Raw genomic sequence first — 14830 nt, forward strand, 5'->3', positions numbered from 1 at the left:
GTCGGGGCCTGGGCGGTCGGCGGTCGTCAGCCGAGCAGGAACTGGCGTAGCGCGGGGGCGAGCGTGGCGGGCGGCACCTCGTGGTAGCCGCCGTCGAGGCTGATCGACCGGCCGCCCGGAATCGCCTCGGCGGTGGCGTGGCTCGCGTCGCGCAGCCACTGTGGACTGCCGGTGCTGTCCACCGTGAGCGTCGGGGTGGCGATCGCTCCCAGCCGGTCGACCGGGAGTGCGCCACCGGCACTGACCAGCGCGTCGTACGGCAGGGTGTGCGCGATCGCGGCCAGCGACTCCCACATCGGCTGCGCCCGCATGCCGGCGACCGCCTCGGCCGGCAGACCCACCGATTCGAGGAGGAACATCTCCACCGTGCCGTCCCGGTCGCCGGCGGCGATCCGCTCGGTGAGTCGCGCCGAGATGTCCTCCCGGATGCCGACATGCGGACCGACCTGGAAGGGCGGCTCGAACAGGATCAGCCCGGTCAACGGCAGGCCCTGTGCGGCAGCGAGGGCGGCCAGGATCGCGCCCGAGGAGATCCCGTAGAGGGCGGCGCTGCCACCGACCGCGTCGACCACGGCGGCCAGGTCCTCGATCTCCCGATCGACCGCGTACGGCGCCGTGTCCCCGCTGTGGCCCCGCCCCCGACGGTCGTAGCCGACGGCGGTGAAGTCCGGTGCCAGCGCCTCGCCCAACGCCCGGGTCGTGCCGCGGTCGTTGAACGCGCCGCCCACCAGGATGATCGCCGGTCCGGCCCCGGACCGCTCGTACGCGATGGGCGTGCCGTCCGCCGATCGCACCTGCTCCACCGTTGGGGCTGTTCCGCTCACGATGCCGCCTCCATCCGCGTCTGCCGTCCCGTCCTTTCTAGACCAGCGGACCGACAATGTCCGGCAGACCGCTGTCGACCACGGGCCATGTCGACCCCCGCGCCGATGCTGGCGTATCCGCAGCTCTGACGCGCTGTCCGCGGAACGGCTTCGATCCGCTGCCCGGCTCGACCGACCGGCCTCCGGATGAGAGGCTTTCGGTGCGGGCGGCAATTCCCAACCGCCGCCATCCGCGACCGACCCTTCCGACGGCGTCGGTCGGCGGCCCGGTCGACCCACAGGCCGGCCACCGCACGCGCCGATTCTCACGAGGAGTTCCATGTCCATACCCGGGATGCGTCGGGCCGCTGTCGGCCTGACCGCGCTCGCGGTGGCAGCGCTCGGCGCGGTCGCCACCACTCCCGAGCAGGCCGACGCGCGACCGAAGCCGGTCGACGTCACCCTGCTGGCCCTCAACGACTTCCACGGCAACCTCGAACCGCCGAGCGGGTCCAGCGGCACCATCGCCGGGCAGACCGCCGGAGGCGTCGAATATCTCGCGACCCACCTGGCCGAGCTGCGCGCCGCCGCCAAGAAGCAGAACACCATCACCGTCGCCGCCGGTGACCTGATCGGCGCGTCCCCCCTGCTCTCCGCGGCGTTCCACGACGAGCCGACAATCGAGGCGCTGAGCATGGCCGGGCTGGACTACGCCAGCGTCGGCAACCACGAGTTCGACGAGGGCGCCGCCGAGCTGCTGCGGATCCAGAACGGCGGCTGCCACCCGGTGGACGGCTGCGCCGACGGCACCCCGTACCGGGGCGCCGGCTTCCAGTACCTGTCCGCCAACGCCTTCAAGACCGCCACCGGCAAGCCGCTGATGGCGCCGTACGCGATCCACAAGGTGCAGGGCGTCAAGGTCGGCTTCATCGGGATGACCCTGGAGGGCACCCCGCAGATCGTCAGCCAGCAGGGCGTCGCGGGCCTCACCTTCGCCGACGAGGCGGAGACCGCCAACCGGTACGCCCGTGAGCTGCGCCGCAAGGGCGTGGAGACGATCGTCGTGCTGCTGCACGAGGGTGGTGCCCAGGCGGCGACCGGTGGCATCAACGACTGCGTCGGCATGACCGGGCCCATCGTGGACATCGCCAACCGGATGGACCCTTCGATCGACGTGGTCGTCAGCGGCCACACCCACCAGGCGTACAACTGCAACATCAACGGCAAGCTGGTCACCAGCGCCAGCTCGTTCGGCCGCCTGGTCACCGACATCGACCTGAAGATCGACCGCCGGTCCGGGGACGTGCTCTCGGCCGCCGCGAACAACGTGGTGGTCACCCGGGACGTCGCCAAGGACCCGAAGCAGACCGCGTTGATCGACAGGTACAAGACGGTGCTCGGCCCGGTCGCCGACCGCCAGGTCGGCGAGACCACCACCGCGATCACCAAGACCCAGGAAACCCTCTTCGGTACGACAGTGGGCGAGTCGCCACTGGGCAACCTGATCGCCGACGCGCAGCTCGCCGCCACCGACGACGAGCAGAACGCGGTCGCCGCCTTCATGAACCCGGGTGGGGTCCGGGCCGACCTCAACGCCGGCCCGGTCACCTACGAGGAGGCGTTCACGGTGCAGCCGTTCGCCAACAACCTCGTGACGCTGGACCTGACCGGCGCGCAGCTCTACTGCGTACTGGAGCAGCAGTTCGTCACCGGTCGGGTGCTGTACCCGTCGTCGACCGTCGGCTACGTGGTCGACCCGGCTGGCACCACCGGCACCGCCGCCGACCCGTGCGCCGGCACCCGCGTGGTCCGGGGCAGCCTCACCATCGGCGGCACCGCCGTCGACACCGCCGCCACCTACCGGGTGACGGTGAACAACTTCCTGGCCGGCGGCGGCGACGGCTTCAGCGCCCTCACCGCCGGGACCAACCTGGTCACCGGCCAGATCGACCTCGACGCGTTCGTGGCGTACCTGACCGCGCAGTCGCCGGTCTCCGCACCGACGCTCGACCGCATCCGCACCACTGCCGAGGTCCCCGCCGCCTGACGGCGTACCCCGCAACGATCGGGCCCCGGAGCACCCGCTCCGGGGCCCGACCCGTCCCCGGGCACCGGCGCCGCGACGCCCTGCTGCCGTCCCGCGTGTTGCCCGCGCGCTGCGCGTTGGCCGCGCCTGGCGGCCTGCCCGGCCCGGGCAGCGCCGGCGGTCCGCCTCCGCAAGATCGCGCTCGATCCTGGTTGTAGTGGCCTTCGGGCGCAGGGATGCCACTACATCCAGGTTCGAGCATGATCTTGCGGACGCGCGCGACGCCGCCCTGCCCGCGGTCCGGGCTGCCCGCGCATCCGAACGCGGCTACCGCGTCGGGTCAGACGGGGGCGGGTGCCGGGGCGGGCGCGGTGATCGTCGGGCGGCCGTCCTGATCGGTGGTGAGGAGTCGGCGCAGGGAGAGCGCGATGAGCGAGGCGACCAGGCAACCGCCCACCACCACCGCGACCCAGACCATGCCGTTGGCCGCGCCGATGAGCGGGCCGGCGGTCACCGGACCGATCACACCGCTGATCCCGAAGATCATCGAACTCATGGCGTTGTACCTGCCGCGCAGCTCGTCGGTGGCGAGCGCGTTGGTCAGCGCCGGCATCACCGGCGACAGCAGCGTCTCGCCGAGGCCGAAGATCGCCGAGCAGGCCACCACGCACAGGGCGGCCACCAGGGCGTTGCCGGTGCTGACCACACCGGCGACACCGAGGACCAGCCAGGCGGCGGCGAATACCGCCCCGACCACGGCGAGCGCGCCGGTGCGGCTACGCCCCTCGATCCGGCGGATCACCAGCAGTTGGGCGAGCACGATCATCACCGTGTTGGCCGCGAGCGCCCAGGCCACCACCCGGGGGTTCACCTCGGCGACGCGTACCGCGAACGCGGCGAAGCCGACCTCGACCTGGGCGTACCCGCAGGTGGTGAGGACCAGACCGAAGATCACCAGCCGGCGGAACGGACGATCCCGGAGCACTGTCAGGTAGCCGCCGCTCGACGGTCCGTCGCCGGCGGAGCGGTGGCCGAGTCGGTGGCCGACGCCGGGCAGGGTCAACAGGATCAGAGCCGGCATCAGGTAGCTGACCGAATCCAGCAGGTAGATCGTCTGGAAGGTGGCGGGTCGCGCCGTGTCGACGATCGCGCCGGACGTCATGCCGCCGATACCGATGCCGAGGTTGAGCAGCGCGAAGTTCAGCCCGAAGACCCGTTGCCGCTCACCGTCGTCGGTGAGCGAGGCGAGGATGGTGTTCTGCCCGGACCAGATCGCCGAGCTGCCGACGGCGATCACGGTCATCACGAGCAGGGCCGAGCCGGTCGAGTGGACCAGCGCCAGCGAACCGGTGCCGATCGCCTCGATCACGAGACACGGCACCACCACCCGGCGCGCGCCGAACCGGTCGATGAGCGTCCCGCCCAGCGGCGACAACGCCAGCGTGACGACGCCGTACCAGCCGATCACCAGGCCGGCGCGGGTGTCGGTGAGCCCGCGTACGTCGGTGAGGTAGATGAACAGGAACGGCAGGGTCAGACCCCGCCCGATCGCCGACAGCAGGGTGCCGAGGAGGATCCGGCGGGCTTCCGGACGGCGGGGCAGGGATCGACGCAGCATGTCCGGCATTCTGTTCGGTGGGTGTGACGCCCCGCGAAGCGTTTTGCAGCGGCGACGCTGTTCCCGGGCCGCCGCGTGACCAACCCCACGGCGATCGTCGGTGTCCGCCGGGTCTGCGATGCTGGCCCGATGACCGGCACCTGGCGCCACCTGCCCGCTACCGCCCGCGCCATCGCGGTGACCGCCACGGCGGCCGTCGCCGCAGCCCAGGCCCGCGACGATCAGGCGTACGACGAGGCGGTCGTTGATCTCGCGGCCGACGAGCGGTCCGGTCTGGTGCTCGGAACTGTGGTGCGGCTCCTGCTGGAGGAGTGCCACCCGGAGGGGCTGGCCGGCGACGACATCCGTCAGGTGCTGACCCGCTGCGTGCAGGGCGCGATGCGGTGGCGTCGCGATGTGGACCCGCACGTGGTGCTCGTCCTGCTCGCCGGAGCGCTCGGTGTGTACGACCCCGAGGGCGACGAGTCGCGGCCGGACGCGGCCGCCCTGGCCCGGCACGCCCCGCTGCTCGTGGCCGACCTGTTGGCGGTGACGGGCGTGCCGTTGGACGACTATCTGGCCGCCGCGTTCACCGAGATCGAGCGCACCGAACGGCAGGACTGACGGCAGGGGTTGCCGTGGGCGGTGACCGTCGCCGACAGACACAAGAGGGCACATCCATCGATCGGATGTGCCCTCTTACCTCTGGTCGGGGTGGCCGGATTCGAACCGACGACCTCTTCGTCCCGAACGAAGCGCGCTACCAAGCTGCGCCACACCCCGAGGCGTGCCGACAAATAGTAGCCCACCCGCTCCGATGGTCAAACTCGGTACCCCCGCCGCCCGACCCGGCCGAATCACGCCCGCAGCCGCCAAGATCCGCGCAACTTCCCCGATGTTGCTGCCTCCCGGCACGGCGAGGCAGCAACATCCCCGATACTGCGCGGATCTTGGGGCGCGGCGAGGCGACGGCGGGGACGAGGGCGGGGCGACGGCGGGGACGAGGGCGGGGCGACGGCGGGGCGGGTGGTCGGGGGCGGTCGGGGAGGCGCGGCGGGACAGGTCAGCGGGGGATGAGGGTCAGGATGCTGGCCTCCGGGGGGCAGGCGAAGCGGATCGGTGCGGTCGGGTGGGTGCCGAGGCCGGCGGAGACGTGCAGCCAGGAGTCCGATCCCGGCCACCGGTGCAGGCCACGTGCCATCGAGCGGGGCAGGCCGCAGTTGGTCACCAGCGCCCCGTACCCCGGGACGCAGACCTGGCCGCCGTGGGTGTGCCCGGCCAGCAGCAGGCCGAAGCCGTCGGCGGCCATCTGGTCGAGCACCCGTGGCTCGGGGGAGTGTGTCACGGCGATGGACAGATCGGCAGAGGACGAGACGCGGCCGGAGACGACAGGGTAGTCGTCCCGGTCGATGTGCGGGTCGTCGACGCCCACGAGGTCCACTTCCCGGCCGCCGGCCTTGAGGGTGGTCCGGGCGTTGTTGAGGTCGGCCCAGCCGGCGCCGGTGAACACCTGGCGCAGTTCCTCGTAGGGCAGGTCGACGCCCTCGGTGTACTCCCGGTCAGGCAGGAAGTAGGTGAACGGGTTCTTCAGCACCGGCCCGGTGTAGTCGTTGGAGCCGAACACGAACGCGCCCGGGTAGTCGAGCAGCGGTTGCAGCGCCCGCAGCACGCCCGGCACCGCGCCCGGGTGCGCCATGTTGTCGCCGGTGACCACGACCAGGTCCGGGTCGAGGGCGGCCAGCGACGCCACCCAGCGCTGCTTGCGCGCCTGGTCGGGCATCATGTGCAGGTCCGACAGGTGCAGCACGCGCAGCGGCTCCGCGTCGGCCGGCAGCGTCGGCACGTCGTACCGCCGGAGGGTGAACATGTTGCGCTCGACGAGCGACGCGTACGCGAGTGTGGTCGCGCCGACCGCTGCGGTTCCGGCGGCGAGGCGGAATAGTGTGCGCTTTCGCATGGCGTTCAGGGTAGTTTGACCGTCCATGAGCACGCTGAAGGACCGCCTCACCGCCGACATGCGTTCCGCGCTCAAGGCGCGCGACGAGCTGACCACCTCCACGCTGCGGATGGCCCTGGCCGCCGTGGGCAATGCCGAGGTCGCCGGCAAGGCCAAGCGCGAGCTCACCGATGACGAGGTGCTCGCGGTGCTGACCAAGGAGGCCAAGAAACGTCGGGAGGCGGCCACCGCCTTCGCCGACGCGGGCCGCGCCGAGCAGGCCGCGAAGGAGACCGCCGAGGGTGAGGTGCTGGACCGCTACCTGCCCAAGCAGCTCTCGGACGCCGAGCTGACCGAGCTGGTCGCGGGGGCGCTCGCCGCGGGCGGCTTCACCGGCAAGGCCCAGATGGGCCCGGCCATGAAGGCGGCCCAGGCCGCGGTGGCCGGCCAGGCCGAGGGTGGTCGGGTCGCCGCCGAGGTACGCCGACAGCTCGGGCTCTGATCCCCAGCGCCCAGTCCGGACATGCGAACGGGCGGTCACCCCCACAGAGGGTGCCCGCCCGTTCGTGCGTACTGCTGCTGATCAGCCGCCCGGGCGGCCTGGCGGGTTGCCGGGCTGCCCCGGCTTCTTGGCCGGCGGCGTGCCGGCGGCGCCGCCGCCGGTGCTGATCTCGATGGTGACGGGGCCGCCCTTGATGGTGCGCCCGTCCGGGTTGGTACCGGCGGCGGTGCCCGCCGGGCAGGGGGAGGTCACCTTCGTCTGGGAGACGATCGGCTCGAAGCCCGCGCCCTTGATCCGGGACTTGGCGGTCTCCACCGGCTGGCACTTCACGTCCGGGATGCTGCGCTGGTCACCCTCGGAGATCTTCTGGCCGGGTGGCTCGAAGTTGATCCGCGGCTTGCCCTTCATGGCGTCTCGCAGCGTCTCGTACACCGGCGGGTTGATGCCGTCCTTCTCGGCGTGCTTCATCTTGACGTTTGTCTGCGGCCAGTCCGGGTCGGCCATGATGCCGGCCACCGCGTACTGCTTGGTCATCGCGACCAGGGCGGCGGTCTTCTCGGAGTCGGTGGTGCCGGACTTGCCGGCCACCGGCGCGTCGACGATGCCCTTCACGACGCCGGCCGTACGGCTGCTGCCGCACTTGCTGGTCTTGGAGTTGTCGCCGACCGGGCAGCGGGCGGCGTCCACGGCGGCGCGGGCCACGTCGGTGCTGAACCGCTTCTCGCAGCGCGGGTTGGCGATGTCCAGCTTCTTGCCCTCGGGGTCGCGGATCTCCTGCACCGGGATCGGCTCGCAGTACTTGCCGTCCGCCGCGAGCGTCGCGTACGCGTTGGCCAGGTCCAGCGGAGTGGTGGAGGAGACGCCGAGGGTGAAGGCGCCCCACTGGTGGGCCGAGTCCTTGGTGGCGGCGAACTTGGCGTCGTTGCTGGCCCGGAACTGGATGCCGGCCCGCTTGGCGACGTCGACCACGTTCTCCGCGCCGACCTGCTGCTGAAGCGGCACGAAGTAGGTGTTGATCGACTGGGCGAAGGCGCTCCACATGTTCTGCACGCCGCCGGCCTTCTTGCCCGAGTTGGTCGGGCAGTAGAAGTGGGTGCCGGAGCAGGCGGCAGGGCTGTTGCTGTCGATGATGTATTCCGACTTGAACTGCTGCGGCGCGTTGAACGAATAACTGAGGGGGATGCCCTTCTCCAGGGCGGCGACGATCGTGAAGATCTTGAACGTCGAGCCGGCCTGGTAGCCGGCGATGCCGTCGCCGCCGGTGAGCAGCGGGTTGACCGTCGCCGGGTAGTTGCCCTTGATGCCGCGCTTGCTCTTCGCCGGGTCGCTGGAGATCTTGTTCTTCGGGCTCTTCGGATCGTCCAACTTGAACTGCCGGTTGACCGCGAGCGCCCGCACCCGGCCGGTGCCCGGCTCCACCACGGCGACCATGGCGGCTTCCTTGCTGGTCTCCTTCTTGGCCCGGCGGACCGCCGCGTCGGCGCCCTTCTGTGCCTGGACGTCGATCGAGGTCACGACGGTGTAGCCGCCACTCTTCAGTCGCCGCTCACGGTCGTACGAGGTCGAACCGAACGTCTCCTGCTGCATCCACCAGCGGTAGAAGTAGTCGCAGAAGAAGCCCCAGCTGTTGACGTTGGTGGCGACGCAGCCGTTCGGGGTGCGCTTGTCCTGCACCTTCAGCTTGACCGCCTTGGCGGCGTCGGCCTCCTGCTGGGTGATGGCCTTGGTGTCGACCATGTTCTGGATGACGTAGTTACGACGGTCCAGCGCCAGCGGGTAGCCGCTCTTGGTGGTCGGGTCGTTCGTCGTCGGGGCCTTCACCATGCCGGCCAGCAGCGCGGCTTCCTCGATCTTCAGCTTGCTCGGCGGCTTGCCGAAGTAGACCTGGCTGGCGGCGTAGATGCCGTACGCGCCGTTGCCGAACGAGGCGAGGTTGAGGTAGCGGGTCAGGATCTCGTCCTTGGAGAACTCCTTGTCGACCTGCAGGGCCAGCCGCATCTCGCGGAGCTTGCGGGCGCTGGTGTCCTCGGTCGCGGCGACCACGTCGGCCGGGTGGGTGGCCGAGTAGGCGATGGCCAGCCGGACGTACTGCATGGTCAGCGTCGAGGCGCCCTGGCGCCCGGAGCCCTCGCTCTGGTTGTTGACGAACGCGCGGGCGACACCGTTGATGTCGACGCCGTTGTGCTTGTAGAAGTCGTGATCCTCGGCCGCGATGATGGCCTTGATCATGTACGGCGAGATGTCGGCGAGCTTCACGTCGCGACGGTTCTCGTCGTACATCGTCGCGAGCGGCGTCTTGCCGTCCGACGCCAGCAGATAGCTGATCTGTGGCGCGCGGGCCACCGTCAGCTCTGTCGGCAGGTTGCCGAATGTCTCTGCCCCGGCCTTGGCGGCCAAGCCGGACATCGCCACCGCGGGGAAGGCCGCCGCAGCGACCACCACGCCAGCCAACAGGCCACATATGAGCAGCGATGCGGCGTTGGTCAGCACATTGTGGTCACGTTTCCGCATCCAGGTCACCTCGGCATGGTACGCGAGTAGGGAACGAGGGCCGCCTGGGCGTCTTTCCCCATTTCCTGCGTGCGCTGCCCTCGTTGTGCTAAACGCATGACCCCCCGTACGAGGTTGCGTGTGACCTGGCGCGAGTCTCCACCGTTTGGCGGAGGCTCCGCAGCGTTTTCGCCGACCTCGGCGGGGTAACCGGCGGTCGAGAGCCCGGGAAGCCGGGAGTGTCCGGAATGATGGATTTCGCCGACAACGTTGCGTAATCAGTCGACTACAGAGCATGATGATGGCGGCGACAGCGCCACATGTCGTCCGCACCGCCTTGGGGAAGGCGGCCGGGCGACCGGGGGGAAATTGCCGGCTGCCGTGCAACGAGGTCGGTAGGTACTGCAAGGGGGGACGTGTACACATGGGCATGATCACTGACTGGCCGTCGCTGGCGGCGTGTCAGAACGGGGACCCGGACGCGTTGTTCGTACAGGGCGCCGAACAGAACGTGGCGAAGCGGATCTGCCGGAGCTGCCCAGTTCGGTACGAGTGCCTGGCCGACGCGCTGGACAACCGGATCGAGTTCGGTGTGTGGGGCGGTATGACCGAACGCGAACGCCGGGCGTTGCTGCGTCGTCACCCCCAGGTGACGAGCTGGCGCAAGATGTTCGAGGCAGCGATGAAGAAGAACAGCAAGGACAAGGCTGGCAAGGACAAGATCCTCGTCAGCGCGGCCACCTGACGCCGGTCACGACCGGCTGATCGCCGCGCCGATCGTCCGCAGCCCGTCGACGTCGTGCACGTCGGCGGGCTGCGCCGTCACCGACACCGCCGGCACCGCCGGGAACGCCTCGGTGAACCGCGCGGCGACCTGCTGCTCGCGTACCGCCTGACGGGCCAGCGCGGCGTGCGCCCGCAGCACGTCGGCGGTGGCCTCGTGCCCACCCAGCTCGGCCAGCCGCTCCGCGGCGGCCCGACTCTGCTCGGCGTCCAGCTCCGGGACCGCCGGTCGGTGCACGCGGTTGAGCACCAGGCCGGCCAGGGGCATCTTCTCCTCCCGCAGCCGGCCCGCGAAATAGGCGGCCTCCCGGACCGCGTCCGGCTCCGGCGCCGCGACCAGCACGAAGGCCGTCTCCCGCGCCTGCAGGATGCGGTACGTCTGCTCCGCCCGTTGCCGGAAACCCCCGAACATCGAGTCGAGCGCGGCCACGAAGCCGGACAGGTCGGTGAGCAGCTGCGCGCCGAGCACCTTCTGCACCACCTTCGAGAACATCCCGAACGAGGCCGTGACCAGGTTGAACATGCTCCGTCCGCCGCTGCGCGCCGGTGCCAGCAGCAGGCGCAGCATCCGGCCGTCGAGGAAGCGGGACAGCCGGGCCGGCGCGTCCAGGAAGTCCAGCGCGGAGCGGGACGGCGGCGTGTCCACCACGATGAGGTCCCACTCGCCCCGGGCGTGCAGCTGGCCCAGCTTCTCCATCGCCATGTATTCCTGCGTGCCGGCGAACGTCGAACTCATCGCCTGGTAGAACGGGTTCGCGAAGATCTCCGCGGCCTTCGCCGGGTCGGTGTGCTGGAGCACCACGTCGTCGAAGGTGCGCTTCATGTCCAGCATCATGGCGTGCAGCTCACCGCCGCTGGCCTCGACGTCGATGCCCTTGACCTGGCGGGGTGTGTTGTCCAGCTCGGTCAGGCCCAGTGACTGGGCCAGCCGGCGGGCCGGGTCGATGGTGAGCACCACCGTGCGCCGGCCGTGGTGTTCGGCGGCCCGCAGCGCCAGCGCCGCGGCCGTGGTCGTCTTACCCACCCCGCCGGCACCGCAGCACACGACGATCCGCACGCCCGGGTCGGCGAGGATCTGGTCGACGTCCAGCTGCGGCGCCGCGTCTTCGGAAGGCACCAATCGAGCGTATCGGGCCGCGTCGGTCCATGCGCCCGTGCTGAGCTCAGGTGTGAGTCAATCGGCGCTGACGAGGGCACGGGCCAGTGCCGTGAGGCCCGCCCGGTCCACCCCGTCGGGCAGCAATGGCAGCTCGATCATCGGCAGCCCCAACTCCACCAGGTCGGCGCGGAGCGAATCCTCCAGTTCGCGCCGGATGAGCTGGTCTCGCGCCTCGTCGTGCAACCCGGCCACGATGTCCTGATCGGCAGGCAGCCCGGCGGCGACCAGACCGCGCCGGAGTTCCGCGGCGGTGACCGCCGGGCCGGCCGGCAGTGGAGGCCGGGCGCCGTTGACGATCACCTTCCCGATGCCGAAGCCGAGCGCGGTCAGGTCGGCGATGGCGTCCACCGTCTCCTGCACCGGCATCTCCTCCAGCAGCGTGACCACGTGGACGGCGGTCATCGGGGAGCGCAGCAGCGCGGACACCCCCTCGCTCTGGGTCTTGATCGGGCCGACCTTGGCGAGCCGCGCCGTCTCCGCAGTGACGTTGAGGAAGCGGCCGATCCGACCGGTGGGCGGCGCATCCAGCACTACCGCGTCGTACGCGCGTCGCTGCCCCGTGGTGCGGGTGGTGGCCTCCTTCACCTTGCCGGTGAGCAGCACGTCACGCAGGCCCGGGGCGATGGTCGTGGCGAAGTCGATGGCGCCGAGCTTGCGCAGGGCCCGGCCCGCGGCGCCCAGCTTGTAGAACATGTCCAGGTATTCGAGCAACGCCTCCTCGGCGTCCACCGCGAGCGCGCGCACCTCACCGCCGTCCGGTGCGTCGGCGAGGCGACGCTCCTCGTACGGCAGCGGGTCGATGCCGAAGAGCTGGGCGATGCCCTGCCGGCCCTCCACCTCCACCAGCAGGGTGCGCCGGCCACCGGCGGCCAGCGCCAGGGCCAGCGCCGCGGCCACGCTGGTCTTGCCGGTGCCGCCCTTGCCGGTCACCACGTGGAGGCGGGCCGACCATCCGGTACCGGCCGGGTCGGACGGCCGCTCAGCTGCACGCACCCGTCGAGCCTATCCAGGCTCGCCGGTCAGGCGACCTCGCAGACCCACCAACCCGTCTTCTGCACCACAGTGAAGCGCAGGTCCTGGTCGGCCACCTTCTCGTCGGCGGTGGTCATGGTGATGCGGGTGGAGACGGTGGCCCGGTCGCCGGTCTGGTTGTCGACCTTCGGGGTGGCCCACTTGAACCGGGGGTTCTGGTACTCGGACGCGTACTTCTGCACCTCGGCCACCTTCGCCGCGATCTTCTTGTCGTCCCGGGAGGCAGCGCAGACGTGCTTGGCGGCCTTGGTCGCGTCCCGGTCCTTGTACACGGCCGTGAGGAACTCGTCGACGGCGACCGCCGGCTCCTTCGCGCCCTCGCCGGACTCGGCGTTGCGCAGGGTCAGGAACGCCACGACGCCGCCGCCCACGCAGAGCACCATGATCACGACCAGCGCGATTGCCGCGATCAGCAGACCGCGCTTCTTCTTCGGCTCGGCAGTGCCCTGGTACGGCGGGTAGCCGGGCGGGGGCGGCGGGAACGCGCCCGGGGCGCCGGGAGACTGCGGCGTGCCGGTCGGAACATCGGTCTGCGGAAGGCCAGCGGGCGGGCCGGGCTGGGTCGGCACGCCCGGCTGCGCGGGGAATCCCCCCGGCGCGGGCTGCCCGGGCAGAGCGGGCTGCCCCGGAAGGGCGAGCTGGCCTGGCTGGGCGGACGGGCCGGACGGGACCGCCGAGCCGGAAGGGGCGGCCGGGGCGGGAAGTGCGGGCTGGGCGACCGGGCCGGGTGAAGTGACTGTCGCCGCTTCGGGCTCGCCCACGGGGGTGCGCGGGTCGGGTTGCCCGGGGATCGGCTGGCCGGCGGACGTCGGATCCGGCTGGCCGGAAGCCGTCGGGTCGGGCTGTGCGGGGATTGCCGTCTTCTCGGGTTGACCGGCGGAATCCGGGGTCGCCGACGGAAGAGCGCGCGGGCCGGCCTGGTCGCCGCTGGGCGGTTGGGTCATCTCGTTCCCCCGGGGGTGCGGCGCCCGGCCGCCACCCCTGGCGCCGAGCGAGATCGAGCGGGCGGCCGGGCGCTGTGCGACCGTCCGACCGGAAGGGTAGCGGCCAGCCGACGGTTCGGTGTCGCCCCTATCGCGCGGTGTGTGGGCATGGCGTGCATCACGCAGACGGTGAGATCACTCGCAGTCGGGATTCCTGCCCGACATCTGTCACATATGTGACTCTCGGTGACTGATCGTGCGCGTCCTGTTGGCGGGACCGCCGCCGGAGACCTACCTTCGTCCGGGCGGGGGGGCCGGAACGGATGAATGGTCCGGGCCGGAAGCGTGGTCCGAGAGGTACGACCGGAGGCAGTTCATGCGCGACGCGGACAACATCCCTCGCACCCAATTCCCGACGAACGAACGGCAACGCCGGCCCGCATCCGTGGGCGAGGTGGCCGGCGGGCCGTTGGGCAGCCTGCCCATCAACGAGCGGTCGTACCGTCGGGTTCCGGAGCCCCCGGAAGTGATCCGGATGTCGAGCCAGCCCGTCGAGCGGCTGCGGGACGACGACGAGCCCGGGTTCGTCATCCACCTGCCGATCCGGGTGCCCGACCTGGCCTCGGCGACCGTGCTGGCCGGTCGCGTCGCGGAGTCGCTGGGCTTCCTGCCGGAGCTGGACGCCGGCGAGACCACCGTGTCCAACGCCGACGACCAGAACAACCGCCACCGGGTTTTCTGCGACCTGCTGCTGCCCGACCGGTCGCGCTGCCCCCAGGGGTACGAGCACGAGGGCCCCTGTGGAGAGCTGCCGACCGCGCCGGAGCAGCGTCCCGCGCCTCGTCCGGCCAGCGGACCGTAGGCTGTGCCCGACGAAGTCCGCACCACGAGGGAGCCCTCCAGCGATGCAGAAGTGGGAATACTCCACGGTCCCTCTGCTGGTCCACGCGACCAAGCAGATCCTCGACAACTGGGGTGAGGACGGGTGGGAACTCGTCGCCGTGGTCCCCGGCCCCAACCCCGACCAGCTGGTGGCGTACCTGAAGCGGCCCAAGGCGTGAGCGCGGCGCGGCGCGGCACCGCGGTCGCGGGCCACGGGGTGACGCGATGAGCAACGGTCCCCACGCGAAGCTCGCCGAGCTGGGCCTCGAACTGCCCGACGTGGTGCCGCCGGTGGCCAGCTACGTGCCGGCAGTGCAGTCCGGGCAGCACGTGTACGTCTCCGGCCAGCTGCCGATCGCCGAGGGCAAGCTGCTGGCGACCGGCAAGGTCGGCGCCGGCATCTCCGCCGAGCAGGCGAAGGACCTGGCCCAGCGGTGCGCGCTCAACGCGCTGGCCGCTGTCGACTCGTTGGTCGGCCTGGAGAACGTGGTCAAGGTGGTCAAGCTGACCGGGTTCGTGGCGTCGGCCCCCGGCTTCATCGGTCAGCCCGCCGTGATCAACGGCGCCTCCGACCTGTTCGGCACCGTCTTCGGCGAGGCCGGTCGCCACGCCCGCAGCGCCGTCGGGGTGGCCGAGCTGCCCCTGGACGCCCCGGTGGAGATCGAACTGATCGTCGAGGTCGCCTGACCTGACCGCA

14 protein-coding genes and 1 tRNA gene are annotated in these 14830 nt (G+C 71.1%); 7 read left to right on the forward strand and 8 right to left on the reverse strand.

Going from position 1 to position 14830, the window contains the following annotated elements:
* Window positions 1–26 precede the first annotated feature (26 nt).
* Window positions 27–824: an alpha/beta fold hydrolase gene (locus AB0B39_RS18880; protein WP_357574938.1), complete on the reverse strand. Its 798-nt coding sequence runs from the start codon at window positions 822–824 to the stop codon at window positions 27–29.
* A gap of 319 nt (window positions 825–1143) precedes the next feature.
* On the opposite strand from AB0B39_RS18880, the gene AB0B39_RS18885 reads away from it, so the two are divergent.
* Window positions 1144–2850 carry a bifunctional metallophosphatase/5'-nucleotidase gene (locus tag AB0B39_RS18885; protein WP_357574939.1) on the forward strand — a complete coding sequence of 569 codons (1707 nt, stop codon included), beginning with the start codon at window positions 1144–1146 and terminating at the stop codon, window positions 2848–2850.
* Between the two features lie 319 nt (window positions 2851–3169).
* Here the strand turns inward: AB0B39_RS18885 and AB0B39_RS18890 are convergent, their stop codons facing one another.
* A complete protein-coding gene (locus tag AB0B39_RS18890) occupies window positions 3170–4447 on the reverse strand; it encodes an MFS transporter (RefSeq protein WP_357574940.1) in 1278 nt (425 codons plus the stop codon).
* 129 nt (window positions 4448–4576) lie between these two features.
* Here AB0B39_RS18890 and AB0B39_RS18895 point away from each other — a divergent pair, with 129 nt between their 5' ends.
* Window positions 4577–5050, forward strand: a complete 474-nt coding sequence (locus tag AB0B39_RS18895) for a hypothetical protein (RefSeq protein ID WP_357574941.1) — start codon at window positions 4577–4579, stop codon at window positions 5048–5050.
* Window positions 5051–5132: 82 nt separating this feature from the next.
* On the opposite strand, the gene AB0B39_RS18900 is transcribed toward AB0B39_RS18895, so the two are convergent.
* A tRNA-Pro gene (locus AB0B39_RS18900) sits at window positions 5133–5209 on the reverse strand.
* Between the two features lie 280 nt (window positions 5210–5489).
* Window positions 5490–6383, reverse strand: a complete 894-nt coding sequence (locus AB0B39_RS18905) for a metallophosphoesterase (protein ID WP_357498098.1) — start codon at window positions 6381–6383, stop codon at window positions 5490–5492.
* 25 nt (window positions 6384–6408) lie between these two features.
* On the opposite strand from AB0B39_RS18905, the gene AB0B39_RS18910 reads away from it, so the two are divergent.
* A complete protein-coding gene (locus AB0B39_RS18910) occupies window positions 6409–6864 on the forward strand; it encodes a GatB/YqeY domain-containing protein (RefSeq protein WP_234583270.1) in 456 nt (151 codons plus the stop codon).
* Between the two features lie 81 nt (window positions 6865–6945).
* Here the strand turns inward: AB0B39_RS18910 and AB0B39_RS18915 are convergent, their stop codons facing one another.
* Window positions 6946–9375 carry a transglycosylase domain-containing protein gene (locus AB0B39_RS18915; RefSeq protein WP_357498101.1) on the reverse strand — a complete coding sequence of 810 codons (2430 nt, stop codon included), beginning with the start codon at window positions 9373–9375 and terminating at the stop codon, window positions 6946–6948.
* Window positions 9376–9778: 403 nt separating this feature from the next.
* Here AB0B39_RS18915 and AB0B39_RS18920 point away from each other — a divergent pair, with 403 nt between their 5' ends.
* Window positions 9779–10099: a WhiB family transcriptional regulator gene (locus tag AB0B39_RS18920; RefSeq protein ID WP_007466209.1), complete on the forward strand. Its 321-nt coding sequence runs from the start codon at window positions 9779–9781 to the stop codon at window positions 10097–10099.
* A 6-nt stretch (window positions 10100–10105) separates the two neighbouring features.
* Here AB0B39_RS18920 and AB0B39_RS18925 read toward each other — a convergent pair whose 3' ends face one another.
* Genes AB0B39_RS18925 through AB0B39_RS18935 form a run of 3 tightly spaced genes read right to left on the reverse strand, consistent with a single transcriptional unit; the run spans window position 10106 to window position 12897 of the window.
* Window positions 10106–11257: an ArsA-related P-loop ATPase gene (locus AB0B39_RS18925; protein ID WP_234583272.1), complete on the reverse strand. Its 1152-nt coding sequence runs from the start codon at window positions 11255–11257 to the stop codon at window positions 10106–10108.
* A 54-nt stretch (window positions 11258–11311) separates the two neighbouring features.
* Entirely contained in the window at window positions 11312–12289 is a 978-nt protein-coding gene (locus tag AB0B39_RS18930; protein WP_357498104.1) for an ArsA-related P-loop ATPase, read from the reverse strand.
* Window positions 12290–12315: 26 nt separating this feature from the next.
* Window positions 12316–12897, reverse strand: a complete 582-nt coding sequence (locus tag AB0B39_RS18935; protein ID WP_234583306.1) for a hypothetical protein — start codon at window positions 12895–12897, stop codon at window positions 12316–12318.
* 730 nt (window positions 12898–13627) lie between these two features.
* Here AB0B39_RS18935 and AB0B39_RS18940 point away from each other — a divergent pair.
* Genes AB0B39_RS18940 through AB0B39_RS18950 form a run of 3 tightly spaced genes read left to right on the forward strand, consistent with a single transcriptional unit; the run spans window position 13628 to window position 14820 of the window.
* Window positions 13628–14113, forward strand: a complete 486-nt coding sequence (locus AB0B39_RS18940) for a hypothetical protein (protein ID WP_357498106.1) — start codon at window positions 13628–13630, stop codon at window positions 14111–14113.
* A gap of 43 nt (window positions 14114–14156) precedes the next feature.
* Window positions 14157–14312, forward strand: coding sequence for a DUF4177 domain-containing protein (locus AB0B39_RS18945; protein ID WP_007466198.1), 156 nt, complete (start codon window positions 14157–14159; stop codon window positions 14310–14312).
* A gap of 46 nt (window positions 14313–14358) precedes the next feature.
* A complete protein-coding gene (locus AB0B39_RS18950; RefSeq protein ID WP_007466196.1) occupies window positions 14359–14820 on the forward strand; it encodes a RidA family protein in 462 nt (153 codons plus the stop codon).
* Window positions 14821–14830: the final 10 nt, after the last annotated feature.

Source organism: Micromonospora sp. NPDC049114, from assembly GCF_040648635.1.
In the GTDB taxonomy this organism is placed as follows: Bacteria; Actinomycetota; Actinomycetes; order Mycobacteriales; family Micromonosporaceae; genus Micromonospora.